21 protein-coding genes and 1 riboswitch are annotated in these 23841 nt (G+C 67.8%); of the genes, 9 read left to right on the top strand and 12 right to left on the bottom strand.

Annotation, left to right across the window (positions count from 1 at the left end):
- Positions 1-150: 150 nt before the first annotated feature.
- The 5 genes from GCU53_RS04640 to GCU53_RS04660 form a co-directional block, all read right to left on the bottom strand.
- A complete protein-coding gene (locus GCU53_RS04640) occupies positions 151-1443 on the bottom strand; it encodes a cobyrinic acid a,c-diamide synthase CobB (RefSeq protein WP_152386576.1) in 1293 nt (430 codons plus the stop codon).
- 160 nt (positions 1444-1603) lie between these two features.
- A complete protein-coding gene (cobO, locus tag GCU53_RS04645) occupies positions 1604-2215 on the bottom strand; it encodes a cob(I)yrinic acid a,c-diamide adenosyltransferase (RefSeq protein ID WP_152386577.1) in 612 nt (203 codons plus the stop codon).
- Complete coding sequence (locus tag GCU53_RS04650; protein ID WP_152386578.1) at positions 2212-2796, bottom strand: hypothetical protein; 585 nt, start codon at positions 2794-2796, stop codon at positions 2212-2214. The genes cobO and GCU53_RS04650 overlap by 4 nt, the downstream gene beginning before the upstream one ends.
- Positions 2797-2840: 44 nt before the next feature.
- Positions 2841-4694: a TonB-dependent vitamin B12 receptor gene (gene btuB / locus GCU53_RS04655; RefSeq protein ID WP_152386579.1), complete on the bottom strand. Its 1854-nt coding sequence runs from the start codon at positions 4692-4694 to the stop codon at positions 2841-2843.
- Between the two features lie 94 nt (positions 4695-4788).
- A riboswitch (cobalamin riboswitch) is annotated at positions 4789-5018 on the bottom strand.
- 72 nt (positions 5019-5090) lie between these two features.
- Positions 5091-5828, bottom strand: a complete 738-nt coding sequence (locus GCU53_RS04660; protein ID WP_152386580.1) for an SIR2 family NAD-dependent protein deacylase — start codon at positions 5826-5828, stop codon at positions 5091-5093.
- Between the two features lie 100 nt (positions 5829-5928).
- On the opposite strand from GCU53_RS04660, the gene GCU53_RS04665 reads away from it, so the two are divergent.
- Positions 5929-6636 carry a glutamine amidotransferase gene (locus tag GCU53_RS04665; protein ID WP_152386581.1) on the top strand — a complete coding sequence of 236 codons (708 nt, stop codon included), beginning with the start codon at positions 5929-5931 and terminating at the stop codon, positions 6634-6636.
- Positions 6637-6650: 14 nt separating this feature from the next.
- Positions 6651-7358 (top strand): MOSC domain-containing protein, encoded by a 708-nt coding sequence (locus tag GCU53_RS04670; RefSeq protein ID WP_152386582.1) that lies wholly within the window; start codon positions 6651-6653, stop codon positions 7356-7358.
- 24 nt (positions 7359-7382) lie between these two features.
- Here GCU53_RS04670 and GCU53_RS04675 read toward each other — a convergent pair whose 3' ends face one another.
- The 6 genes from GCU53_RS04675 to ttcA all read right to left on the bottom strand — a co-directional run bounded on the left by GCU53_RS04675 (position 7383) and on the right by ttcA (position 13033).
- Entirely contained in the window at positions 7383-7895 is a 513-nt protein-coding gene (locus tag GCU53_RS04675) for a C40 family peptidase (RefSeq protein ID WP_152386583.1), read from the bottom strand.
- A 133-nt stretch (positions 7896-8028) separates the two neighbouring features.
- Positions 8029-8655 (bottom strand): C40 family peptidase, encoded by a 627-nt coding sequence (locus GCU53_RS04680; RefSeq protein ID WP_152386584.1) that lies wholly within the window; start codon positions 8653-8655, stop codon positions 8029-8031.
- A 350-nt stretch (positions 8656-9005) separates the two neighbouring features.
- Positions 9006-9773 carry an NAD-dependent deacylase gene (locus tag GCU53_RS04685; protein WP_152386585.1) on the bottom strand — a complete coding sequence of 256 codons (768 nt, stop codon included), beginning with the start codon at positions 9771-9773 and terminating at the stop codon, positions 9006-9008.
- A gap of 124 nt (positions 9774-9897) precedes the next feature.
- The gene (locus tag GCU53_RS04690; protein ID WP_152386586.1) at positions 9898-10569 is read right to left on the bottom strand and encodes a DNA-3-methyladenine glycosylase I; all 672 of its coding nucleotides are present in this window, start codon (positions 10567-10569) and stop codon (positions 9898-9900) included.
- A gap of 91 nt (positions 10570-10660) precedes the next feature.
- Positions 10661-11740: a 3-deoxy-7-phosphoheptulonate synthase gene (locus GCU53_RS04695; RefSeq protein ID WP_152386587.1), complete on the bottom strand. Its 1080-nt coding sequence runs from the start codon at positions 11738-11740 to the stop codon at positions 10661-10663.
- Between the two features lie 468 nt (positions 11741-12208).
- Positions 12209-13033 carry a tRNA 2-thiocytidine(32) synthetase TtcA gene (ttcA, locus tag GCU53_RS04705; RefSeq protein WP_152386588.1) on the bottom strand — a complete coding sequence of 275 codons (825 nt, stop codon included), beginning with the start codon at positions 13031-13033 and terminating at the stop codon, positions 12209-12211.
- 284 nt (positions 13034-13317) lie between these two features.
- On the opposite strand from ttcA, the gene GCU53_RS04710 reads away from it, so the two are divergent.
- From GCU53_RS04710 to GCU53_RS04720, 3 genes are all read left to right on the top strand, one after another.
- Positions 13318-13917: a Yip1 family protein gene (locus tag GCU53_RS04710; RefSeq protein WP_152386589.1), complete on the top strand. Its 600-nt coding sequence runs from the start codon at positions 13318-13320 to the stop codon at positions 13915-13917.
- Positions 13918-14118: 201 nt separating this feature from the next.
- Positions 14119-14790, top strand: coding sequence for a Yip1 family protein (locus tag GCU53_RS04715; protein WP_152386590.1), 672 nt, complete (start codon positions 14119-14121; stop codon positions 14788-14790).
- Between the two features lie 64 nt (positions 14791-14854).
- Complete coding sequence (locus tag GCU53_RS04720) at positions 14855-15349, top strand: SprT family zinc-dependent metalloprotease (protein ID WP_152386591.1); 495 nt, start codon at positions 14855-14857, stop codon at positions 15347-15349.
- On the opposite strand, the gene GCU53_RS04725 is transcribed toward GCU53_RS04720, so the two are convergent.
- Positions 15324-16655 carry a dicarboxylate/amino acid:cation symporter gene (locus tag GCU53_RS04725; RefSeq protein WP_152386592.1) on the bottom strand — a complete coding sequence of 444 codons (1332 nt, stop codon included), beginning with the start codon at positions 16653-16655 and terminating at the stop codon, positions 15324-15326. The two genes, GCU53_RS04720 and GCU53_RS04725, sit on opposite strands and share 26 nt — an antisense overlap.
- Positions 16656-16960: 305 nt before the next feature.
- Here GCU53_RS04725 and GCU53_RS04730 point away from each other — a divergent pair, with 305 nt between their 5' ends.
- The 4 genes from GCU53_RS04730 (at position 16961) to GCU53_RS04745 (ending at position 23695) form a co-directional block, all read left to right on the top strand.
- Complete coding sequence (locus tag GCU53_RS04730; protein WP_152386593.1) at positions 16961-17746, top strand: dienelactone hydrolase family protein; 786 nt, start codon at positions 16961-16963, stop codon at positions 17744-17746.
- 93 nt (positions 17747-17839) lie between these two features.
- A complete protein-coding gene (locus tag GCU53_RS04735; RefSeq protein ID WP_152386594.1) occupies positions 17840-18550 on the top strand; it encodes a 4'-phosphopantetheinyl transferase family protein in 711 nt (236 codons plus the stop codon).
- 728 nt (positions 18551-19278) lie between these two features.
- Complete coding sequence (locus GCU53_RS04740; RefSeq protein WP_152386595.1) at positions 19279-22161, top strand: ribonucleoside-diphosphate reductase subunit alpha; 2883 nt, start codon at positions 19279-19281, stop codon at positions 22159-22161.
- Positions 22162-22447: 286 nt separating this feature from the next.
- On the top strand, positions 22448-23695 hold the full coding sequence (locus GCU53_RS04745; RefSeq protein WP_152386596.1) for a ribonucleotide-diphosphate reductase subunit beta: 1248 nt from the start codon (positions 22448-22450) through the stop codon (positions 23693-23695).
- Positions 23696-23841 lie beyond the last annotated feature (146 nt).

The raw sequence follows: 23841 nt of genomic DNA on the forward strand, positions 1-23841 counted from the left end.
TCTCGATCATTTTCGGTTTCGTCGAATGGGCGGGCAGTTGGGTAGGGTGGATGGCCGAAGCCATCCACCCTGGTGGAAAATCGCTGCGCGAGTTTTCCACCCTACAGCCGCTCGCAGCTCGCTCCATATGAAGCAGCGCCTCCCGTGTCATCAGGGTCGCAGCAGCGCGGCCGTCGCCTGCGGCGCCGAGGGCAGGTAGAAATGGATGTAGCTGGCGGTCAGCCGGCCGCGGCGGTAGACCGCCTCGGCGGTGCGCCGGTAGTTGGGGCATTCGCCATGGGCGACGGGTGTCAGCGCGCAGGCCATGGTGGAATGGTGATAGCTGTGTCCGCGCAGGCGCATGCCGTCCAGCTCGACCTCCTGCATGGCCAGGGCGGCCAGCTTCGGCTGCATCCAGGCCTCGCCGGGCAGCAGGCCGAGCATGGCCGCGCGCCGGCCGTCCAGGTCGGTCAGCGCGTCGAGCAGGTAGAGCATGCCCCCGCACTCGGCGAGGATCGGCTTGCCGGCCTCATGGTGGGCGCGGATCGCCGCGCGCAGCGGCACGTTGGCGGCCAGCCGGTCCAGATGCAGCTCGGGATAGCCGCCCGGCAGGTAGAGGCTGTCGACCGCCGGCAGCGCGGCGTCGGCCAGCGGCGAGAAGAACGCCAGCTCGGCGCCGAGCCGTTCGAGCAGCTCCAGGTTGGCCTGGTAGAGGAAGGCGAAGGCGGCATCCCGCGCCACGCCGATGCGTACCCCGGCGAGCAGCGGCTCGGGCGTCGCCTGTGCGGGCGCGGCGAAGGCCACCGGCGCCGGCAGGTCGGTGCCGGCGCTGGCGGCCAGGGCCTCGGCGGCGGCGTCCAGGCGGGCGTCGAGATCGGCCAGCTCGCCGGCCTGTACCAGTCCCAGGTGGCGGCTCGGCAATTCGATGTCGGCGCTGCGCGGCAATGCGCCGTACCAGGGCAGGTGCGCCGGCAGGCTGCCCTGGAGGATCTCGCCGTGGCGGGCGCTGCCGACCCGGTTGGCCAGCACCCCGGCGAACGGCAGGTCGACCTGGAACGTGGCCAGGCCGTGGGCGACGGCGGCGAAGGTCTGGGCCATGGCCGCGGCGTCGATCACCGCCAGCACCGGCACGCCGAAGCGCCGCGCCAGGTCGGCGGCGGACGGCGCGCCGTCGAACAGGCCCATCACCCCCTCGATCAGGATCAGGTCGGCCTCCCCGGCCGCCGCCCAGAGCAGGCGCCGCGACTCGGCCTCGCCGACCATCCACAGGTCGAGCTGGTGGACCGGCGCTCCGCAGGCGCGGGCGAGAATCATCGGGTCGAGAAAATCCGGGCCGCACTTGAACACCCGCACGCGCCGGCCGCGGTTGACGTGATGGCGGGCCAGGGCGGCGGTGACGGTGGTCTTGCCCTGGCCGGAGGCCGGGGCGGCGATCAGCAGGGCCGGGCAGCGGCGCTCGTTCATCGGCGCCTCCCGAGGCCCGGGACCGCGAATGGAGGCAACAGCCGCAGGGTGGATGGCCATCCCGTGGAAAACCGCGCGGCGTTTTCCAGCATGAGCCCCACGGTGGGTAAGGCTGCGCCGTTATCCACCCTACGAGAAGCACGGAGCTTCGCTCGATACATCAGAACTCGATCCCCTTCTGCGCCTTCACCCCGGCCTGGAAGGCGTGCTTGACCAGGGTCATCTCGGTCACGGTGTCGGCCGCCTCGATCAGCCCGGGCGGCGCGCCGCGGCCGGTCACCACCACATGCTGGTGCAACGGCCGCGCCTGGATGTCGGTGAGCACCGGCTCCAGCTCCAGATAGCCGCATTTCAGCGCGATGTTCAGCTCGTCGAGCAGCACCAGGCCGATCGACGGATCGCCGAGCAGCTCGCGGGCCACCACCCAGGCCTCGCAGGCCTTGTCGATGTCGCGCTGGCGGTCCTGGGTTTCCCAGGTAAAGCCCTCGCCCATCACGTGGTAGCGCACCAGATCGGGAAAACGGCGGAAGAAGGCCTCCTCGCCGGTGGTGGCGGCGCCCTTGATGAACTGCACCACGCCGACCCGCATGCCGTGGCCGAGGGCGCGGGCAGCCATGCCGAAGGCCGCGCTGCTCTTGCCCTTGCCGTTGCCGGTGTGCACCAGCAACAGGCCGTGCTCGTCGGTGGCGTGGGCGATCTTCCCGTCGATCACCGCCTTCTTGCGCTGCATGCGTGCCTTGTGGCGGGCGTCCCGCTCCGGCGACTCGCTCATCCGCGGGCTTCCTCGGCGCGCTGCGCCTTCAGGCGGGCGGCGAAGCCGGCGTAGAGTACCGCAGCGAGACCCACGTAGAGGGCCAGATTGCCCAGGTTGCGCGGGTAGTAGGCCAGCAGGCGCTGCACGAACTCGGCGAACGCCGGCTCCGGATAGCGGCCGGAGAAGAAGTAGAAGCCGCCGCCGGAGAACAGGTAGCAGACGAAGGCGCTGGCGACCACCGCCAGGCCGAGCCCGGCCAGACTGTCCAGCTTGTCCAGGCTGTCGCGCTGCAGCGCAGCGAAGATCCGGCCGCCCAGCCACAGCGAGCCGTAGGCCGGCACCAGCAGCCAGTAGGCCGGCGACAGGCACCAGTCGCTCACGCCCATCCAGCCGATGGCGACGAAATCGAGCAGCGAGGCCTCGAGGAACAGCGCCGGAAACACCCAGCGCGGGCGCAGCAGCACGCCGGCGAGGAAGAACACCGCCCAAGAAGCGCTCGGCAGGTTGAGGGTGGCGAAGTGCTGGCCGCGGGTCATGGCCATCAGCAGGGCCAGCGCCACGCCGACGATCAGTTGGCTGCGAGGGGACAGGTTGAGCATGCGCGTTCTCCTTGTGTGATTCCGGCCCGCCGGCCGGCGGCGCCTCACAGCGCCTGATAGCGGACGGTAAGGTATACCGCCTGTCCTGGCTGGTTGTAGCCCAGGGCGGTCTCGTAATCGGCGTTCAGCAGGTTGGCCACGCGCGCCTGCAGACGCCACTCCGGGGTGATGCGGTATTCGCCGCGCAGGTCCACGTCGGCATAGCCGGACAGCTCGTTGGCGTTGGCCACGTCGTCGTAGCGCCGGCCCTCGGCGTGCAGCGTGGCGCCAACGGCGAGGTCGCCGAAGCGCCGGTCCAGCTCCAGGTTGAACATCTGCGAGGCACGGCGCGGCAGCTCGTTGCCGTCGTTGGCGCCCGAGCCGCTGTTCTCCGGCTCCAGCAGACTGTAGTTGGCGCTCCAGTCCCAGCCGAAGGTGCGGCTGCCGATCACCAGCTCGAGGCCGCGGATGCGCGCCTCGTCGAGGTTCGCCGGACCCTGGATGGAAGAATCGTAGACGATCAGATCGTCCACCTTGGTGCGGTAGGCGTTCAGCGACCAGTGCCCCCAGCCGTGCGTGCCGGACAGGCCGATCTCCAGACTGCGGGAAGTCTCCTCGTCGAGGTCGGGAATGCCGTAGAAGGGGTAGTACAGCTCGTTGAAGGTCGGCGCCTTGAAGGCGCTGCCGTAGCTGACGGTGGCGCGCAGCGCGTCGGTCAGGGCGTAGCCGTAGGCGATGTTGCCGGTCTCGTGCTGGCCGAACTGCTCGTTGTTGTCGCGGCGCAGGGACACCTGCCAGTCGTGGCGGCCGTATTCGCCGAGGTACTGGACGAAGGCGCCGTTGTTTTCCCGCGAATCCTCGTCGTAGTCGGTGCTGCCGTTGACCTCCTCGCGCTGGTAGTCGACGCCCAGGGTGAGGACATGGCCTTCGGCCAGGGTCAGGTCGTTCTGCCAGCTGGCGCTGTCGCGGCGGCTGTCGAAGCGCGAATAGAAGCTGCCGTCCTGGTAGGTGTCGGACTTGTCCTCGTTGCGCCCGGCCTGCAGGGTGACCTGCCAGAACGCCAGCAGGCTGAAGCGGGCGCGGCCGCTGACCACGTTCTGCTCGCCGTCGGCGTTGGCGGAAAAGCCGGCGGTGCCGCGGCGGTTCACCTGGTCGTAGTCGTTGTGCGACTTGGCGCGCAGGAAGGTGCCCTCCAGCTCCAGGCCGTTGTCGAAGCGCCAGCCGGCGCGCAGCGCGGCGGAATGGTTGCGGTAGCCGTCGGCGTCGTTCTCGTAGCCACTGGTGCCGGGGCTCTTCACGTTGATGCCGTCGGTGTCCGCGCTGCTCAGGGCCAGGCTGTACCAGCCGTGGGCGTTGCCGCCGGAAACCCCGGCGCTGCCGGTGTAGGTGTCGTGGGTGCCGTAGCCGGCGGAGAAGAACGGCCTGGGCGCGCCGTCACCGCCCTTGCGGGTGAAGATCTGGATCACCCCGCCGATGGCCTCCGAGCCGTACAGGCTGGAGCGCGGCCCACGGACCACCTCGATGCGCTCGATCATCTCCACCGGCAGATCCTGCCAGGCGGCGGTGCCGGTGGTCACCGAGCCGACCCGCACGCCATCGATCAGTACCAGCACATGGTCGGACTCGGTGCCGCGCAGGTAGACGGAAGTATTCTTGCCCGGCCCGCCGTTATTGGAGATGGACACCCCCGGCAGCCGCTTGAGCAGCTCGGGCACCGACTGCGCCTGGCTGCGCTCGATGTCGTCGCGCTCGATCAGGCTCGTCGCGGCGAGGCTGTCGCGCAGGGTCTGGGCGCTGCGTGCGGCGGTCACCACCGTGGCGTCGAGGCCCAGGGGGGTGTCGGCCGCCTGGGCCGGGGAAAGGGAAAAGAGGCCCAGCAGCGCGGACGCCGCCGGCCCGAAACAGGGCTTGCGAATCAAGGTCGTTCTCCGCCGCGCCACCCGCACGGCCTGCAATCAGCGAAAGCGGGTGGGAAAGCGCTCAGGCAGAACCTGCCTGCAGCCTTCTCCGCGCCGCCAGAAATCGCGACAGGCCGGTCTCCGGGCTCACGAGTGAAGCGCCATGCGGCGGCCTCCGAAACCACGCCTTCCCGTGCCCATGGGGCACAGTGGCCTTACTGCGGTTTCGCGACTCGTCTACCGTTGCGGGGGCAGCGCCGGCCTTGCACCGCGAATCGTCGCGGCACGCACCGGCTTCCCTGTTTCACCTTTCGAGAGAAAGGCACCTGAAGCGAGGCGCGCAGGGTAGTGGAAACGCCGGCCGCGCACAATGGAACGAATCGTCCGGCGTCATGAACAGCGCTCATACGCTCCCTTTCAGAGCGACTCCAGGGCAGTCAGCAACTGCGGCAGGACGCTGCCGGCCGCACCGTGCAGGCAGCGATCGGCGTACCGGCTGAGCGGGGTCGGCTGCGGGTTGATCTCGACCACGCAGGCGCCGCAGCGCTTGGCCGAAAACGGCAGGTCGGCGGCCGGATAGACCAGGCTGGAGGTGCCGATGCTGAAGAACAGTTCGGCCTGCAGGCCGGCCTCGCCGGCCCGGGCCAGCACATCGGACGGCAGGTTCTCGCCGAACCAGACCACCGCAGGGCGCAACAGACCGCCGCAGGCGCAGCGCGGCAGGGAGTCGAGCGTCTCCGGCCAGTCGCCGCCGTCGGCCTCGCAGCGAAAGCACTTGAGCCGGTGGATGTTGCCGTGCAGCTCCAGCGGCGCCGCGCTGCCGGCGCGCTGATGCAGGCCGTCGACGTTCTGGGTGATCAGTGTGACCCCGGGCAGCCGCCGCTCCAGCTCGGCGATGGCCAGGTGTGCCGGGTTCGGCTGAGCGGCCAGGCACTTCTCGCGGCGCCAGGCGTACCACTCCCAGACGGTGCGCGGATCGGCGCGAAACCCCTCGGGGCTGGCCAGTTCTTCCGGGCTGTAGCGCGCCCAGAGCCCGGTCTGGGCGTCGCGGAAGGTCGGGATGCCGCTCTCGGCGGACACCCCGGCGCCGGTGAAGAGCACCAGCCGGCTACAGTCGCGCAGGCGACGGGCGAGGTCGGAAATGGCGTCGTGCATGCTCGAGCTCCTGTTGCGGGGATGGGTGGCGGGCCTCGACAGCCTGCGAGCCCATCGCATAGGGTGCCTCTCAAACCCACAACATGAAACCGGTACAGAAATGAAAACCGCCATCGCCATTCGCCATGTCGCCTTCGAGGACCTCGGCGTCTTCGCGCCCGTGCTCGAGGAGCTGGGCTACCGGATCCGCTATGCCGACCCTGGCATCCTGGACGCCCGCGAACTGGCCGCGCTGGACGTGGAGTCGGCCGAACTCCTGGTCGTGCTCGGCGCACCCATCGGCGCCTGCGACGAGGCCACCTATCCCTTCCTGCTCGCGGAGCTGGAGCTGATCGGCAGGCGGCTGCGCAGCGGCAAGCCCCTGCTCGGCATCTGTCTGGGCGCCCAGCTGATCGCCCGCGCCCTGGGGGCAAAGGTCGCGCCGATGGGCGTCAAGGAAATCGGCTTCGGCGGCCTGCAGCTGACCGCGGAGGGCGCTGCCGGCTGCCTCGGCGAACTGGGCGACGACGGCAGCGTGCTGCACTGGCACGGCGACATGTTCGAGCTGCCGCCGGGCGCCACCCTTCTCGCCCGCACCGACATCTGCCCGAACCAGGCCTTCATGCTCGGCACGGCCGTGCTGGGCCTGCAGTTCCACCTCGAAGCCGATCCGGCGCGGATCGAGCAGTGGCTGATCGGCCACGCGGCGGAGCTGTCGGCCAGCCGGATCGATCCGCCGACGATCCGCCGGCAGGCGAAGGACGTGGGTGAAGAACTCCGCCGGCGCGGGCAGCGGGTACTGCGCCGCTGGCTTGCCGGTCAGCAGTGATCGGAAGCGCGGACATGCCGATCGCACTGGGAAGAATCGAGGCCGTCCTGATCGGAAAGGCAGCGCCCTATACCCGCCCGGGCACCTACAGCGGCATCGACAAGTCGGTGGTCGCAGGCTCGGTCCAGGTCCGCCGGCTGGGCCTGTGCGGAGACGAGCAGGGCGACCTGCGGGTGCATGGCGGAGTGGACAAGGCGATCCACCAGTACCCGGCGGAGCATTATTCATCCTGGACAGCGGAGCTTGGCCGCCTGCCCCCGCTCGAAAAGCCGGGCGCCTTCGGGGAAAACATCCACAGCCGGGGCATGACCGAGGCGGACATCTGTCTCGGCGACAGGCTCCGGGTCGGCTCGCTCGTCGTGGAGGTCAGTCAGGGCCGGCTGCCCTGCTGGAAACTGAACGACCGCTTCGGCGTCGCCGACATGGCGCTGCGGATACAGCGGAGCCAGAGATGCGGCTGGTACTACCGGGTGCTCGAAGAGGGCTGCATCACGGCGGGAGACCTGCTCCATCTGCTCGACCGGCCGCATCCCGCCTGGAGCATCCAGCGGATCTCGGCCGCCTTCCATGCGCGGGAGGTGGATGTGCCGTTCCTGCAGGAGCTGCTCGAACTGCCGCTCGTGCCCTCGTGGCGGAAGATCTTCCAGCGCCGGCTCGACACCCTGTGCGTGGAAGACTGGTCGGCGCGGCTGCAAGGGCCGCCACGGGATGACGGCAATTGACGGCATGGCGCGTTGCGCCTCCGCTCAGGGCTGGCGCGCCACCGGCATGCCGCGCAACACGCGCCGGGCGCCCAGGTAGCTGGCGCGCCAGTAATCGTCGGACAGGCGATCCAGACGCACCGTGCCGCCGCTGGAGGGTGCGTGCACGAAGCGCCCCTCGCCCGCGTAGATGCCGGCATGGCTGACCCGGCGGCCGCCCTCGGTGGCGAAGAACACCAGATCGCCGCTGCGCAGGGCCTCGGGACGCACGCCGGGCACGCCCATCGCAAGCATTTCGCGGGTCGAGCGCGGCAGGCGGATGCCCGCCGCCTCGCGATAGACATAGCCGATCAGCCCGCTGCAGTCGAAGCCGGAGTCCGGGGTGTTGCCGCCCCAGCGATAGGGCGTGCCGACCAGCCCGAGGGCGCGGACCAGCACGTCCTCCGCCGCCGGTGGGGGACCGGCATCGGGCAGCGCATCGGGCGTGGGAGAGCGGGCGGAGCAGGCCGCGAGCAGCGCGGCGAGGAGAACCAGGGCAAGGCGGGCCTGAGCGGGCATGAGCGACAGTCCGGTTGTCGTATCGCTCTACTCTGCCGACAGGCGGCACTTCGTGCAAGCCGACGCCCCGGCCCCGCGAAAACGAAAAGGCCCGATCGCCTGGAGGGGATCGGGCCTTTTCGCAAGCAAGGCTTCAGTCGTGCTGGGAAGCCAGTACCAGGGCGGGCTTGGCAGGCGCCATCGGCTGCGCGCTGTTGCCGGGCGCCAGCACCAGGGCGCGCTTGGCCTGCAGGTAGCTGGAACTCCAGTAGTCGTCCTGCAGGCTGTCGACTCGCACGCCGCCGCTGCGGCGGCTGGCGGAATGCAGGAAGCGGCCGTTGCCGATGTAGACGCCGACATGGTTGACCCCGCCGCGACCGCGGTTGTTGAAGAAGATCAGGTCGCCGGCCTGCAACTCGTTGCGGGCCACGCGGGGCGCCTCGAGGGAGATCATCTCGCGGGTCGAGCGCGGCAGCTTGATGCCCGCCTCTTCGCGGAACAGGTAGCCGATGAAGCCGCTGCAGTCGAAACCGGTGTCTTCCGAATTGCCGCCGTAGCGGTAAGGCGTGCCGAGCAGGCCGAAACCGCGCACCAGAATGCTGTCGGCCAGCGCCGGAAGACGGTAGCCGTTGTTCAACGCGGCCAGATCCTTTTGGCTGGGCTCCTGGACCAGGGCTACCCGCTGGGGAGCGGCGAAGTCCTGCTGCGGAGCCTGCCCCGCGCAGCCGGTCAGGAACACGGCGAGCGCCAGGGGCACGAGGGTTGCGAGACGATTCAGCATGGGCAAACGCTTGTCTAAAGGTCCAATGGCCGGCGACTATGCCTGTGACGAGAACGATTTACAAACTCTCTCTGTGCGGATTGTGACAAAAGAGGCGTTTTCGCCCCGGAGAAGGACAGGCAATGTCGCATTCCCGACACACCTGCGCGACACCACGACAATCGCCATAACCCCAGTAATTACGCGGGCTTCAGCCTGGACGAATGGGTTTTTCCGAGGGGAATTCCGGGCTGTCGGCGCGTGTATTCCCTGCGACAACCCGTCGCAAAATCATTTCGCCATTACGATTGCATGCTCGCGAATGTCACGTCCTGTCTTCGCACCTCCCGCCAGTGGCGGAAGCGACGGGATCAGCCGCGGGAAAGACGCTCCAGCAGGGCCGGCAGGACCCGGGATGCCCGCCCCGGCAGATGGATGTCGACGATGTCGCTGAGATCGGTGCGTTGCGGGTTGATTTCCGCGGTGAAACCGCCGGTCTGCCAGGTGCACAGGACCGGCTCGACGATGTAGGGAAAGCTCGCCGTGGTGCCCACCGCCAGTACCGCATCGAAGCCCCGGGCGAGCTGTTCGGCGAGGGTCTGGCAGGCGCGCGCGGGAAGCATTTCCTCGAACAGCACCACCGGCGGGCGGAGCACTCCGCCGCAGTGCGCGCAATGCGGCGGCAGCGGCCGCGCCAGGTGTTCGCGCAGTTCCTCGCTGCGTCTGCCACAGGCCTGGCAATACAGCGGCGCCAGCTCGCCATGGATCTCGATCAGCCGCTCCGGCGGCGAGCCGGCAGCGCGGTGATAGCCGTCGATGTTCTGGGTCAGCACCCAGCAGCCGGGCTTGCGCCGCTGCAGCTCGGCGATGGCCGCGTGGCCGGCGTTGGGGCGGGCCGCGAGACAGGCCCGGCCCAGCTCGGCCAGGTACTTCCAGCACAGCGCCGGATCGCGGCGCAGCATGCCGGCGGAGAGCGCCGCCTCGATCGGCAGGCCCTCTGGCGTGCAGCCGTTGTAGAGGCCGCCGAGGCCGCGATAGGTGGGCAGGCCGGAGTCGGCGGAAAGCCCCGCCCCGCTGATGACGAGGATGCGCTCGGCCCGCCGCAGGGCCCCGGCGATCCGCTCGATGCTGTCTTCCATGCCGCCTCCTTCGGGCGCAACCGCTCCCTGCCCGCCCGTGCCGAACAATGCCCGACTCAGTGAAGCCCAGGGAGCGCCGGAGGGAAAAGACCTTCGGTCGCCTCCCCCGGCAGCCGCCGTGTCGTCAGTGATTCACCGTGTGGGCGAGCATCACCGACAACTGGCACAGCGGCCGGCCGCTTTCCGCCTGCCAGCGGTTGAAGGCGGCCTGCACCGCGGCCAGGTCCTTCTGGCTGGTCGGCGCCTTGTCGACGATGCCCTGGGCCTTGAGCGCGGCGACCACGTCCTCGGTGGGAATGAAGGTGTCCTTGCCGGCCATGCGCAGCAGGCGCGGCGCCGACAGCCCGCCGAGCTGGTTGCCGTGTCTGGCCAGGTACTTCCACAGGCCGACGATGTCGGAAGCCGGCCAATCGGCGATCAGCGCGCCGAAGCTGCCCCGCTCCTGTGCCGCGTCCAGCACCAGGCGCGCATTGAGCGGCACGCTCCGGAGCTTGGCCAGATGACGGATCAGCCGCTCGTCGTGCATCAGCCGCTCCAGATGTTCGGCCCCCATCAGCACTGCCTTGTGCGGATCGAAGCCGAAGAAGGCTTCCTCGAAGGCCGGCCACTTGGCGTCCACCAGGCTGTGCTTGAGGCCGGCGCGGAACACCCGCAGGGCGATCAGCGACAGGTAGCGGTCATCGGGGATCGCACGCAGCTCGTCGGCGCTTCTGGGCTGCGGCAGCCGCGCCTCCAGTGCCGCCGCCGAGCCGAAGCGGTTGAGACAGTATTCGTGCAGCCAGGTGTAGTCGCGCATCCTGAAGGTCCGGTCCGAAAAAGGCAGCGGCAGAGGTTGCCCGCAGGCGGTGCCGCCCCGCAAGTGCGCCTCGCTGCGGGACGGCCGCGACTCAGTCGCGCAGGCGCCGGGCGGCGTCCTGCAGCAGCCGTTCGGTGCCGCTCCAGCCGAGGCAGCCGTCGGTGACCGAGACGCCGTAGCGCAGCGCGCCGGACAGCGGCTGGCAGCCGTCGAACAGATGGCTCTCCAGCATCACCCCGCGCAGGCTCGCATCGCCGGCCAGGCGCTGCGCGAGCACGCTGTCCAGCACGGCCGGCTGGCGCAGCGGATCCTTGCCGCTGTTGGCGTGGCTGCAGTCGACCATGATCCGCGCGGCGATGCCCTGGCGCTCCAGCGCCTGGCGGGCGCCGGCGACGCTGGCCGCATCGTGGTTCGGCCCGCCATGGCCGCCGCGCAGCACCAGATGGGTGTCCGGGTTGCCGCGGGTCTGCAGCAGGGCCGGATGGCCCAGCTCGTCGATGCCGAAATGCCGATGGGCATGGGCGGCCGAGCGCATGGCATCGCAGGCGATGCCCAGGCTGCCGTCGGTGCCGTTCTTGAAGCCCACCGGCAGGTCCAGGCCGCTGACCATTTCGCGGTGGATCTGCGATTCGCTGGTGCGCGCGCCGATCGCCGCCCAGCCCAGCAGGTCGTCGAAGTAGCTGGCTGCCAGCGGCTGCAGGAGCTCGGTGGCCAGCGGCAGGCCCAGCTCCAGCATGTCCAGCATCAGCCGGCGCGACAGGCGCAGGCCTTCGGCCATGTCGCCGCTGCCGTCCAGGTGCGGGTCGTAGACCAGCCCTTTCCAGCCGACGGTGGTGCGCGGCTTCTCGACGTAGGCGCGCATCACCACCAGCAATTGGTCGCCGACCTGCGGCGCCAGTTCGGCCAGGCGCGCGGCGTATTCCCGCGCGGACTCGGGGTCGTGCAGCGAACAGGGGCCGACCACCACCAGCAGGCGAGGATCCCGGCCGTCGAGCACGGCGCGGATGGCGGCGCGGTCGGCCTGGACGCGCTCGGCGAGCGCGGGATTCAGCGGCAGGCGCTGGCGCAGCACGGCGGGGCTGGGCAGCGGCTGGGCGCTGCGGCGGGCGGGAAGGGACTCGGCGGTGGCGAGCGAAGGGGTGGCGAGCTGGGCGGAAACGGATGCATTCATGGTCTGGCGGTCCTTGGCCGGCGCGGGCGATCCCGCGGCGGCGCTAGTCGGTCGTTCGTTCGAGGGGTGCCGGGACGGCGGTGGAGCGGCTAAATCGCCAGTCATGGCGGTAGGGACGATAAGTGCTGCGATAAGCGGTCATCGGTGACTCCTCGTGATGCAGGCCTTCTGGCGGCCGAAAAAACAAAACCCCCGGTCGGGTTGCCGACCGGGGGTTTGCGAAAACGTCTGGTGGCGACCCTGTTTGCCGGGGCGCCTGTGGGGTATCAGGCGCGCCTGTGGCTAAACCAATACCCGAAGTAATAACCGGCAGCCGCGACCTGACGCGCACGACCCTGCGCAGTGCGCGCGGCACCGGCGTGGACGAGGGACAGAAGATCGAGGCTGAGCGGCATGCTGTTCTCCATGAGATTTCCGAACCTTACTCCAGCGGCCCGGCGGTTTTCAACCGGGCCGTGCGGATGGGGCTCACAGGCTCATCACATCGACGAAGCGCGGCGTGGCCTCGTCGTCGATGCGCAGATTGACGAAGTCGAACAGCTTGCGGTCGGCCAGCTGCGAGGGATGCACGTTCTGCAGGGCGCGGAACATGATCTCGGTGCGCCCCGGCGACTGGCGCTCCCACTCGCGCAGCATCTCCTTGACCACCTGGCGCTGCAGGTTCTCCTGAGAGCCGCAGAGGTTGCAGGGGATGATCGGGAATTCCTTCAGCCTGGCGTAGGCCTCGATGTCCGTCTCGCTGCAGTAGGCCAGCGGGCGGATCACCACGTTGCGTCCATCGTCGGAGAGCAGCTTGGGCGGCATGGCCTTCAGGGTGCCGCCGTAGAACAGGTTGAGGAAGAAGGTCTCGACGATGTCGTCGCGATGGTGGCCGAGCGCCATCTTGGTCGCGCCGATCTGGTCGGCGAAGGTGTAGAGGGTGCCGCGGCGCAGGCGCGAGCACAGCGAGCAGGTGGTCTTGCCCTCGGGAATCTTCTCCTTGACCACCGAGTAGGTGTCCTTCTCGATGATGTGGTACTCGACCCCGATGGACTTCAGGTAGGCGGGCAGCACGTCCTCGGGAAAGCCCGGCTGCTTCTGGTCCATGTTCACCGCGACGATCTCGAACCTGACCGGCGCCACCTTCTGCAGGTAGAGCAGCACGTCGAGCATGGTGTAGCTGTCCTTGCCGCCGGACAGGCAGACCATCACCTTGTCGCCCTCCTCGATCATGTTGAAGTCGGTGACCGCCTCGCCGGCCAGGCGGCGCAGGCGCTTCTGCAGCTTGTTCTGATTGACCGAAAGGGTGCCCATGGTGCTGTGAATCCGGAAGGTACGAAAAGGCGGGCATTTTACGCGCAAATGATGCGCAACGGGCGCCGCCGCTCGAGCCAGCGCGCCCCGCCGTCGCCGGACTTTAATACTGCCGCGTTATCACCCCTCGCCCGCAGAGAGCAAATCACTCTAAAGCCGCAATCGGCGCGGCTTCCAGGCGCCTCCTATACTGCGATTGCAAGGTCGCGGGCCCGGCCTGGAGCCTGTCGCAGGAGCGAAGGCGTCCGGGCGCGGCCCACACAATAAAAAAGAGGAGAGTCGGCATGATCAACCACGTCTGGGGGCTGTTCACCCATCCCGATCGGGAGTGGCAGGAAATCCGTGGCGAAGAGGAAAGCATCAGCCACATGTATCTCACCCATGTCCTGTTCCTGGCGGCGATCCCCGCCGTCTCGGCCTTCATCGGCACGACCCAGATCGGCTGGAGCGTGGCCGGCGGCGAGCCGGTCAGGCTGACCGCGGCCAGTGCGCTGCAGCTGAGCATCATGACCTACCTGGCGATGCTCGCCGGCGTGGCGGTGATGGGCGGCTTCATCCACTGGATGGCGCGCACCTACGATGCCAGCCCGAGCCTCACGCAGTGCATCGTGTTCGCCGCCTACAATGCGACGCCCCTGTTCGTCGGCGGCCTGGCGGCGCTCTACCCCAATCTATGGCTGGCCATGGTCGTCGGCACCCTGGCGGTCTGCTACACGACCTACCTGCTCTACGTCGGCCTGCCGGCCTTCATGAACATCCCCCGCGAGGAAGGCTTCCTGTTCGCCAGTTCGGTGCTCGCCGTCGGCCTGGTGGTGCTGGTGGCGATGATCGGCATCTCGGTGATCCTCTGGGGCTTCGGCCTGGGCCCGACCTATATCAGCTGACCCGCAGCAGTTTCTCCATCCGCAACCGCGAGGCCGCCCCAGGGGCGGCCTCGGTGTTTTCGTGTGGGGAACGTCCGGGCCAGCGGGGCGAACCCTCGGCCAGACAGGCGTCTAAACCCCAGGGTCTGTCGACGTTCGCGGCCTGCGCCAACACGTCGACAGTTCCCAGATGTGCCGTTTTCCCTGACCACGGAGGCTCACATGACCCTGCATGCCCTGCATCTGATCAGCCACCCGCAGCAGACCTGGCAGGAAATCCGCCAGGAGGAAGACCACAACCGCCTGCACTACCTGCCCCACCTGCTGCTGTTCAGCCTGATTCCCGCGGTATCCCTGTTCATCGGCACCACCTTCGTCGGCTGGAGCCTGGTCGACGAGGAGCGGGTCAGGCTGGATGCCTGGAGCGCCCTGCAGCTCAGCGTGCTGCTGTACCTGGCGATCCTGGCCGGCACCTCCCTGCTCGGCTGGCTCGTGCACTACATGTCGCGCAGCTTCGCGACCCGTCCCGGCCTGCAGCAGTGCATCGCCTTCGTGGCCTATACCCTCACGCCCCTCCTGCTCCTCGGCCTGGCCGGGCTCTACCCGAACCGCTGGCTGCTGGTGACCGTCATCGTGCTGGGACTGGCGCACTGGACCTACCTGCTGTTCGTCGGTCTGCCCGCCTTCATGCGCCTTGGCCAGCGGACGACCCAGAGCCTGCTCTACGCCGCCTCGGTATGGGGCGCCGGACTGCTGGTGCTGCTGTCGGTCCTGCTGACCATCCTGCTGTTCTGGCAGTACGCCCTGCAGCCGAACTACGAGCGCACCGGCATCGACCAGGGCTACCCGACCCGCGACGAACGGCCGGTGGAGAGGCCGGGAGGAAGGGACTGACGGACGGAGCGCCAGGCAGCCGCCTGGCTTTCGGCATAATGGCGCATACAGGAGGTATCGCCCCATGCCCGAATCCATTCTTGCCCGTGTCGAGACCTGCTTCTGCCAGGCCGAGGCCTTCTTCGAGCGCCGCTTCGCGCGTCCCGAGATCAGCCTGAGGCTGCGAGGCCAGAAGGCGGGGATCGCCTACCCGCGGGAGAACCTGCTGCGTTTCAATGCCCAGCTGTACGCGAATAACCGCGAGGACTTCCTGCTCCAGACGGTGGCCCACGAAGTGGCGCACCTGGTCGCTTTCCAGCTGTTCGGAATGGGGATCAGACCCCACGGGGAGGAGTGGCAGCGGATCATGCAGGAGGTCTACGGCTTGCCGGCCAAGCGCTGCCACGACTACGTCGTGCAGCGCCGCCGGGCGACCCACTACCTGTACCGCTGCCAGTGCCCGGACGGCGAGTTTCCCTTCACCGCGCAGCGCCATTCGCTGGTGCTGCGCGGTCGCCGGTATCTCTGCCGCCGTTGCCGGGCGGTGCTGGAGTTCAGCGGCGAGCGGCGTCTTCAGTGACCAGCAGCGGCTCGGCGGTGGCCTCGACGACGGCCTCCTCCTTACCCTGGCTGGCCAGCTCGCGCTGCATCTGCTCGCTGTCCAGCTGGCCGACCCACTTGGCCACCACCACGCTGGCCACGCCGTTGCCGATCAGGTTGGTCAGCGCGCGGGCCTCGGACATGAAGCGGTCGATGCCGAGGATCAACGCCAGACCGGCCACCGGCACGTGGCCGACCGCCGACAGGGTGGCCGCCAGCACGATGAAGCCGCTGCCGGTGACGCCGGCCGCGCCCTTGGAGGCGACCAGCAGCACGGCCAGCAGGGTCAGCTGCTGCATCATGTCCATCGGCGTGTCGGTGGCCTGGGCGATGAACACCGCGGCCATGGTCAGGTAGATCGAGGTGCCGTCGAGGTTGAAGGAATAGCCGGTCGGGATCACCAGGCCGACCACCGACTTGTGGCAGCCGAGCTTCTCCATCTTCTTCAGCATGCGCGGCAGCACCGACTCGGAGGACGAGGTGCCGAGCACGATCAACAGCTCCTCGCGGATGTAGCGGATGAAGCGCAGGATGCTGAAGCCGTTGGCGCGGGCGATGCTGCCCAGCACCACCAGGATGAAAAACACGCAGGTGATGTAGAAGCACAGCATCAACTGGCCCAACTGCACCAGCGAACCGACGCCGTACTTGCCGATGGTGAAGGCCATGGCGCCGAAGGCGCCGATGGGCGCGACCTTCATGATCATGTTGATGATGCCGAACATCACGTGGGCGATGCGGTCGATGAACTCCAGCACCGGACGGCCGAAGTCGCCCATGCGCTGCAGGGCGAAGGCGAAGATCACCGAGAAGAACAACACCTGCAGGATGTCGCCGTTGGCGAAAGCGCCGACCACGGTGCTGGGGATCACGTTGAGCAGGAAGCCGATGGTGCTCTGCTCGCCGCCGGCCTTGGCATAGGCCGCGATGCTGCTGGCATCCAGGCTCGAGACATCGACATGCATGCCCACGCCCGGCTGCGCCAGGTTGATCACCACCAAGCCGATGATCAGGGCCACGGTGGAGACGATCTCGAAGTACAGCAGCGCGATGCCGCCGGTCTTGCCGACCGCCTTCATGTCCTGCATGCCGGCGATGCCGCTGACCACGGTACAGAAGATGATGGGGGCGATGGCCATCTTGATCAGCTTGACGAAGCCGTCACCCAGCGGCTTCATCGCCTCCCCGGTTTGCGGATAGAAATGACCCAGCGCGATGCCGACGGCGATGGCCACCAGCACCTGGACGTACAGACTCTTGTAGAAAGGTTGTTGTTGATTGGACATTGGCAAGGTCCTCGCGGGCGACGCCTTGGCTCCTTCCATGGATACCGACGCCACCGGACTGGGTACCTCCCTCCTCCGGGGAGATTTTGTAATCCCCGCGAGCGGGGCTGTACAGTCGAGGAGCAAGGCATATGCCACCCCGCCAATAGCCAGGATATTTCCTTTAAAATCAATAAATTGAAAAACAAGCATCAAGCCGAAACCACTCGACGAGGCGGATATCCGCCGGCCAGGAGGCGAGATCCCGCCAGCGGCCGGCTAGGCTTAGCTGCCATCGCCATGACCAACGAAAGGGAGAAATTCGCATGCGTCACTACCTGCCCGGCCTGCTTCTGCTGGCCTTCAGCACCGCCAGTCTGGCGGAGATCCAGACCCGCGAGCTGAGTTACCGGAGCGCCGACGGCACGCCCCTGGTGGGCTACTACGCCTACGACGACGCCATCGAAGGCCCACGCCCCGGCGTCGTGGTCGTGCACGAATGGTGGGGGCTTAACGACTACGCCAAGCGCCGCGCCCGCGACCTCGCCGGTCTCGGCTACAGCGCCCTGGCCATCGACATGTACGGCCAGGGCAAGAACACCCAGCATCCGGCCGACGCCCAGGCCTTCATGCAGGCCGCCACGGCCAACGCCGAGAACGCCAGGGGCCGCTTCCTCGCCGGCCTGGAGCTGCTCAAGGCCCAGCCGCAGACCGACAGCCGGAAGATCGCCGCGATCGGCTACTGCTTCGGCGGCAAGGTGGTGCTGGACATGGCCCGCCAGGGCGTGCCGCTGGCCGGCGTGGTCAGCTTCCACGGCAACCTGGTGCCGCAGAAGCCCGCCACCCCCGGCAGCGTCAAGGTGCGGATCCTGGTCGCCCACGGCGAGGCCGACAGCTTCGTCAGCGACCAGGACATCGCCAACTTCAAGCGCGAGATGGAGCAGGCCGGCGCCGACTACCGCTTCAACCGCTATCCCGGCGCCAGGCACGGCTTCACCAACCCCGACGCCGACGCCCACGCCGGCCACGGCCTGGACATCGGCTACCAGAAGGAGGCCGACGAACGCTCCTGGGCCGACATGCAGGCCTTCCTCAAGGACGTGTTCAAGTAACCGGCCGCGATACGGACGGTGGAAGGCGCGGCACGGCTTTCCACCCCGCGAAATCCCCTACCCGCCCGTCGCCGCTCGCGGCAGAATGCGGCGATGACCCTCTCCAATCCCCTGCCCCCCTGCCTGAGCGAACCGAGCGAGCGCTGGCCGCTGCCCCTGGCGCTGTCCGCCACCGTGTTCCATAGCGCCCGCTTCGAGCCGGGCCTGCTGCGAGCCGCCGACTTCGACGCCTGCGGCATCGCGCCGGTACGCGGCGCCGCCAAGCGCCAGGCCGAATACCTGGCCGGACGCCTCTGCGCGCGCCAGGCCCTGCAGCGGCTGACCGGCACGCCCGACGTACCGGCAATCGGCGAGGACCGCGCGCCGCAGTGGCCTGCCGGCGTGGTCGGCTCCATCACCCATGGCGCCGGCTGGGCCGCGGCCCTGGTCGGACAGGCGGATGCCTGGCGCGGCCTGGGGCTGGACACCGAACTCCTGCTTCCCACCGGCCGCGCCCGGCGCCTGGTCGGGCAGATCCTCACTCCCGCCGAACTCGGCCGCCTGCCCGACACCCCCGAGGCGCAGGCCTGGCTGACCAGCCTGACCTTCTCCCTCAAGGAAAGCCTGTTCAAGGCGCTCTACCCGCTGGTTCGCCGGCGCTTCTACTTCGAGCATGCCGAACTGCTCGACTGGACCCCCGCCGGAACGGCCCGCCTGCGCCTGCTCGAAGGCCTCGGCCCCGACTGGCCGGCCGGCAGCCTGCTCGAAGGCCAGTTCGTCTGCGAAGGCGAGCGCCTGCTGACCCTGATCGCCATCCCCGCCTGAGGCCTACGTCCGCAGCTTGTACCGTGGATGGCCACCCCGTGGAAAACCGCGCAGCGTTTTTCCATCGGCGAGGCCGCGGCCGAGCCTCCTGCCACCGATGGAGCCAAGGCAGGCGCCGAAGCGCTCCGCGCCATGGCAGAAAAATGAAAAAACACAAGATATTGTGTTCCCCCGCACAGGGCGGAAACCCTTCCCCGGACCGCCGATTTTCGCGGCGTCGACGACGAGCGGCGCAAGCCAGGCGGGACGCGGCCTGCACGAAAATACCCTCCTGCCGCCCACAGAAGACCCACACTTTATCCACAGCTTACCCCCTGCCGCTTCGCCTTGCATAAGCCCCCTACACGCATTATCTTGTATCCCCATTCAGCCAGACCCCTACATATAGGGATATAGACCGGGAGCCGGCCCCCTTCGCAAGACCTCTGGAGGCTCCAGTCCGCAGACTGGTCCATCCGGTTTCCCATACTGAAAAGATCATGTTCAGCCAGCCGCCGATGCGGCTGGCATTGCTTTCGGCGCAGGGTAGGCGCCGGACTCGAGGGGTATGCCGCCGACAGCGCGTACCACTAGATATTGTGGTTCAGCCCCAGGCACGGAGCCGCATTCGACAGACCAGGAGGACGCCTGCCGCAGCCATCCATCCACCGTTTCCGCACCGGATCTCCGGGCGGGCGGATCGCTGCGTCAGCCGCCCGAGCAGACACCTTTGACAATGGAGGAGCTTCATGCACACCGACGCCACTCGCGAGACCCAGTCGCCCGGCGCACAGCGGACCACCGAGTCGATCCCGGACCTGACCGCCACCGCCCCCGGCCAGCTGCGCGTGATCAAGCGCAACGGCACCGTCGTTGCCTACACCGACGACAAGATCACCGTGGCCATCACCAAGGCGTTCCTCGCAGTGGAAGGCGGCAGCGCCGCCGCCTCGTCGCGCATCCATGAAACCGTGGCCCGCCTGACCGAGCAGGTCAGCACCACCTTCAAGCGCCGCATGCCCTCCGGCGGCACCATCCACATCGAGGAAATCCAGGACCAGGTGGAGCTGGCGCTGATGCGCGCCGGCGAGCACAAGGTCGCCCGCGACTACGTGATCTACCGCGAAGCCCGCGCCCAGGAGCGCAAGCGCGCCGCCGCCGTCCAGGAAGTCGCCCAGCCGCACCCGAGCATCCGCGTCGCCCGCGCCGACGGCGTCCTCGTGCCGCTGGACATGGGCCGCCTGGACACCATCATCGGCGAGGCCTGCGAAGGCCTGGCCGAGGTGGATGCCGCGCTGATCCAGAAGGAAGCCCTGAAGAACCTCTACGACGGCGTAGCCGAGAAGGACGTCAACACCGCGCTGGTGATGACCGCGCGCACCCTGGTCGAGCGCGAGCCGAACTACTCCTACGTCACCGCGCGCCTGCTGATGGACACCCTGCGCGCCGAAGCCCTGGGCTTCCTCGGCGTCGTCGAGTCCGCCACCCACCACGAGATGGCCGACCTCTACGCCAGGGCCCTGGCGGTGTACGTCGAGAAAGGCATCGAGTTCGAACTGCTCGACCCGAAACTGCAGGGCTACGACCTCGCCAGGCTGGGCGCCGCCCTCGATCACGAGCGCGACCAGCAGTTCACCTACCTCGGCCTGCAGACCCTCTACGACCGCTACTTCCTGCACAAGGGCGGCGTCCGCTTCGAGCTGCCGCAGGTGTTCTTCATGCGCGTCGCCATGGGCCTGGCCATCGAGGAGCCGCAGAAGGAAGAACGCGCCATCGAGTTCTACAACCTGCTGTCGTCCTTCGACTACATGGCCTCCACGCCGACCCTGTTCAACGCCGGCACCCTGCGCCCGCAGCTGTCGTCCTGCTACCTGACCACCGTGCCGGACGACCTCTCGGGCATCTACAACGCCATCCACGACAACGCCATGCTGTCCAAATTCGCCGGCGGCCTGGGCAACGACTGGACCCCGGTGCGCGCGCTCGGCTCCTACATCAAGGGCACCAACGGCAAGAGCCAGGGCGTCGTGCCCTTCCTCAAGGTGGTCAACGACACGGCCGTAGCGGTCAATCAAGGGGGTAAAAGGAAGGGCGCGGTCTGCGCCTACCTGGAAACCTGGCACCTGGACATCGAGGAATTCCTCGAGCTGCGCAAGAACACCGGCGACGACCGCCGCCGCACCCACGACATGAACACCGCCAACTGGATTCCGGACCTGTTCATGAAGCGCGTGTTCGAGGACGGCCCCTGGACCCTGTTCTCGCCGTCCGACGTGCGCGACCTGCACGATCTCACCGGCCGCGCCTTCGAGGAGCGCTACGAGTACTACGAGGCGCTGACCCAGTACGGCAAGATCAAGCTGTTCAAGACCCTGCCGGCCAAGGACCTGTGGCGCAAGATGCTCTCGATGCTGTTCGAGACCGGCCATCCCTGGCTGACCTTCAAGGACCCGTGCAACCTGCGCAGCCCGCAGCAGCACGTGGGCGTGGTGCACAGCTCCAACCTGTGCACCGAGATCACCCTCAACACCAGCGCCGACGAGATCGCCGTGTGCAACCTGGGGTCGATCAACCTGGTCAACCACATCAATGACGGCAAGCTGGACACCGCCAAGCTCGCGCGCACCGTGAAGACTGCCGTGCGCATGCTCGACAACGTCATCGACATCAACTACTACAGCGTCGACACCGCGCGGAACGCCAACTTCCGCCACCGCCCGGTCGGCCTCGGCATCATGGGCTTCCAGGACGCGCTGTACCTGCAGCACATCCCTTACGGCTCGGAGGCGGCCATCGCCTTCGCCGACCAGTCGATGGAAGCCATCAGCTACTACGCCATCCAGGCCTCCTGCGACCTGGCCGAGGAGCGCGGCGCCTACTCCAGCTTCGCGGGTTCGCTGTGGTCCAAGGGCGTCCTGCCGCTGGACTCGCTGGACATCCTCACCGAACAGCGCAGCCAGAAGTACATCGCGGTGGACCGCTCCAGCACCCTGGACTGGGCGCCGCTGCGCGAGCGCGTGAAGAAGGGCATGCGCAACTCCAACATCATGGCCATCGCCCCGACCGCGACCATCTCCAACATCGTCGGCGTGTCGCAGTCGATCGAGCCGACCTACCAGAACCTCTACGTGAAGTCGAACCTCTCCGGCGAGTTCACCGTGATCAACCCCTACCTGGTCCACGACCTCAAGGCGCGCGACCTGTGGGACGGGGTGATGGTCAACGACCTCAAGTACTACGACGGTTCGGTGCAGCAGATCGAGCGCATCCCGGCCGACCTCAAGGCCCTCTACGCCACCGCCTTCGAGGTGGAGACCAAATGGATCGTCGAGGCCGCCAGCCGCCGCCAGAAGTGGATCGACCAGGCCCAGTCGCTGAACCTGTACATCGCCGGCGCCTCGGGCAAGAAGCTCGATGTGACCTACCGCATGGCCTGGTTCCGCGGCCTGAAGACCACCTACTACCTCCGCGCCCTGGCCGCCACCAGCGCCGAGAAGTCGACCATCAACACCGGCAAGCTCAACGCCGTGTCCTCGGTGATCGACGAGAGCCTGTCCGCCGCCGAACCCAAGCCGGCGCCGGTGCCGCAGGCGTGCAGTATCGACAACCCCGACTGCGAAGCTTGTCAGTGACAGGTGCCGCACGAATCTGAGCGGCGCCCGCGTTGTTGCCGGCCCGCCCGACCCCGGTCACGTACTTCAGTACGCTCCCGGGGCCGGGCAACCCGGCGCCTAGCGCTCACTCGCTCAGCTTCGCGCTGGTACGGAGATGACTTCGACGCCCTCTCCCCCAAGGGAGAGGGCCAGGGAGAAGGCGAAGCCAACGCCCCGTTCCCCCAGATTCCGCGCTTCCCGCGCCGCGGGAAGCCAACCGACTTGCACCGACCGGCCCGCCCGGTCCCGACCAGGAGAACCCGCCATGCTCAGCTGGGACGAATTCGATCAACCCGAAGAAGGCGCCGCCAAGCCCGCCGCCGCCGCGCAACCGCAGGCCACCATGACCCTGGAGCGTCTGAACAGCGTCGGCGACGCCGCCGCCCACGAGGCCCGCGCCGTCACCGCCGACGACTCCGACGCCGTGGCCCGCGCCAAGGCCGCGCTCAACGAACTGGACATCCGCGAGGGCCTCGAAGACCTCGAAGGCGCCAGCGCCCGCGTGCGCGTCGACGAGAAGCGCATGATCAACTGCCGCGCCGACCTCAACCAGCTCGTCCCCTTCAAGTACGACTGGGCCTGGCAGAAGTACCTCGACGGCTGCGCCAACCACTGGATGCCGCAGGAAGTCAACATGAACGCCGACATCGCCCTGTGGAAGAGCCAGGACGGCCTGACCGAGGACGAGCGGCGCATCGTCATGCGCAACCTCGGCTTCTTCTCCACCGCCGACAGTCTGGTCGCCAACAACCTGGCGCTGGCCGTGTACCGCCTGATCACCAACCCCGAGTGCCGCCAGTACATCCTGCGCCAGGCCTTCGAGGAGGCCATCCACACCCACGCCTACCAGTACTGCATCGAGTCGCTGGGCATGGACGAGGGCGAGATCTTCAACATGTACCACGAGATCCCCAGCGTCGCGAAGAAGGCGTCCTGGGGCCTCAAGTACACTCGCTCGATCTCCGACCCGACCTTCGACACCGGCACCCCGGAAACCGACCGCCAACTGCTGCGCAACCTGATCGCCTACTACTGCGTGCTGGAAGGCATCTTCTTCTACTGCGGCTTCACCCAGATCCTCTCCATGGGCCGCCGCAACAAGATGACCGGCACTGCCGAGCAGTTCCAGTACATCCTGCGCGACGAGTCCATGCACCTGAACTTCGGCATCGACATGATCAACCAGATCAAGATCGAGAACCCGCACCTGTGGGACGCCGAGATGAAGGACGAAGCGACCCAGATGATCCTCCAGGGCACCCAGCTGGAAATCGAATACGCCCGCGATACCATGCCCCGCGGCGTGCTCGGCATGAACGCGGCGATGATGGAGGACTACCTCAAGTTCATCGCCAACCGCCGCCTGAGTCAGCTCGGCCTGCCGGAACAATACCCCGGCACCACCAACCCCTTCCCGTGGATGAGCGAGATCATGGATTTGAAGAAGGAGAAGAACTTCTTCGAGACGCGGGTGATCGAGTATCAGACTGGGGGGGCGTTGAGCTGGGATTGAAGTAGGGCCAATGAGCTTCGGCTTGCCGCCCATGGTGCATAACGCCCTGAAAGACACCAGCTTCATGCTGAAGGCCGCAGCCCACAAGAGGTTCACCGGGATCGGCGAGGGAATGTTATGCACCAAATGGTGTGTTTGTTCACAAC

This window comes from Azotobacter salinestris (genome assembly GCF_009363155.1).
In the GTDB taxonomy this organism is placed as follows: domain Bacteria; phylum Pseudomonadota; class Gammaproteobacteria; order Pseudomonadales; family Pseudomonadaceae; genus Azotobacter; species Azotobacter salinestris.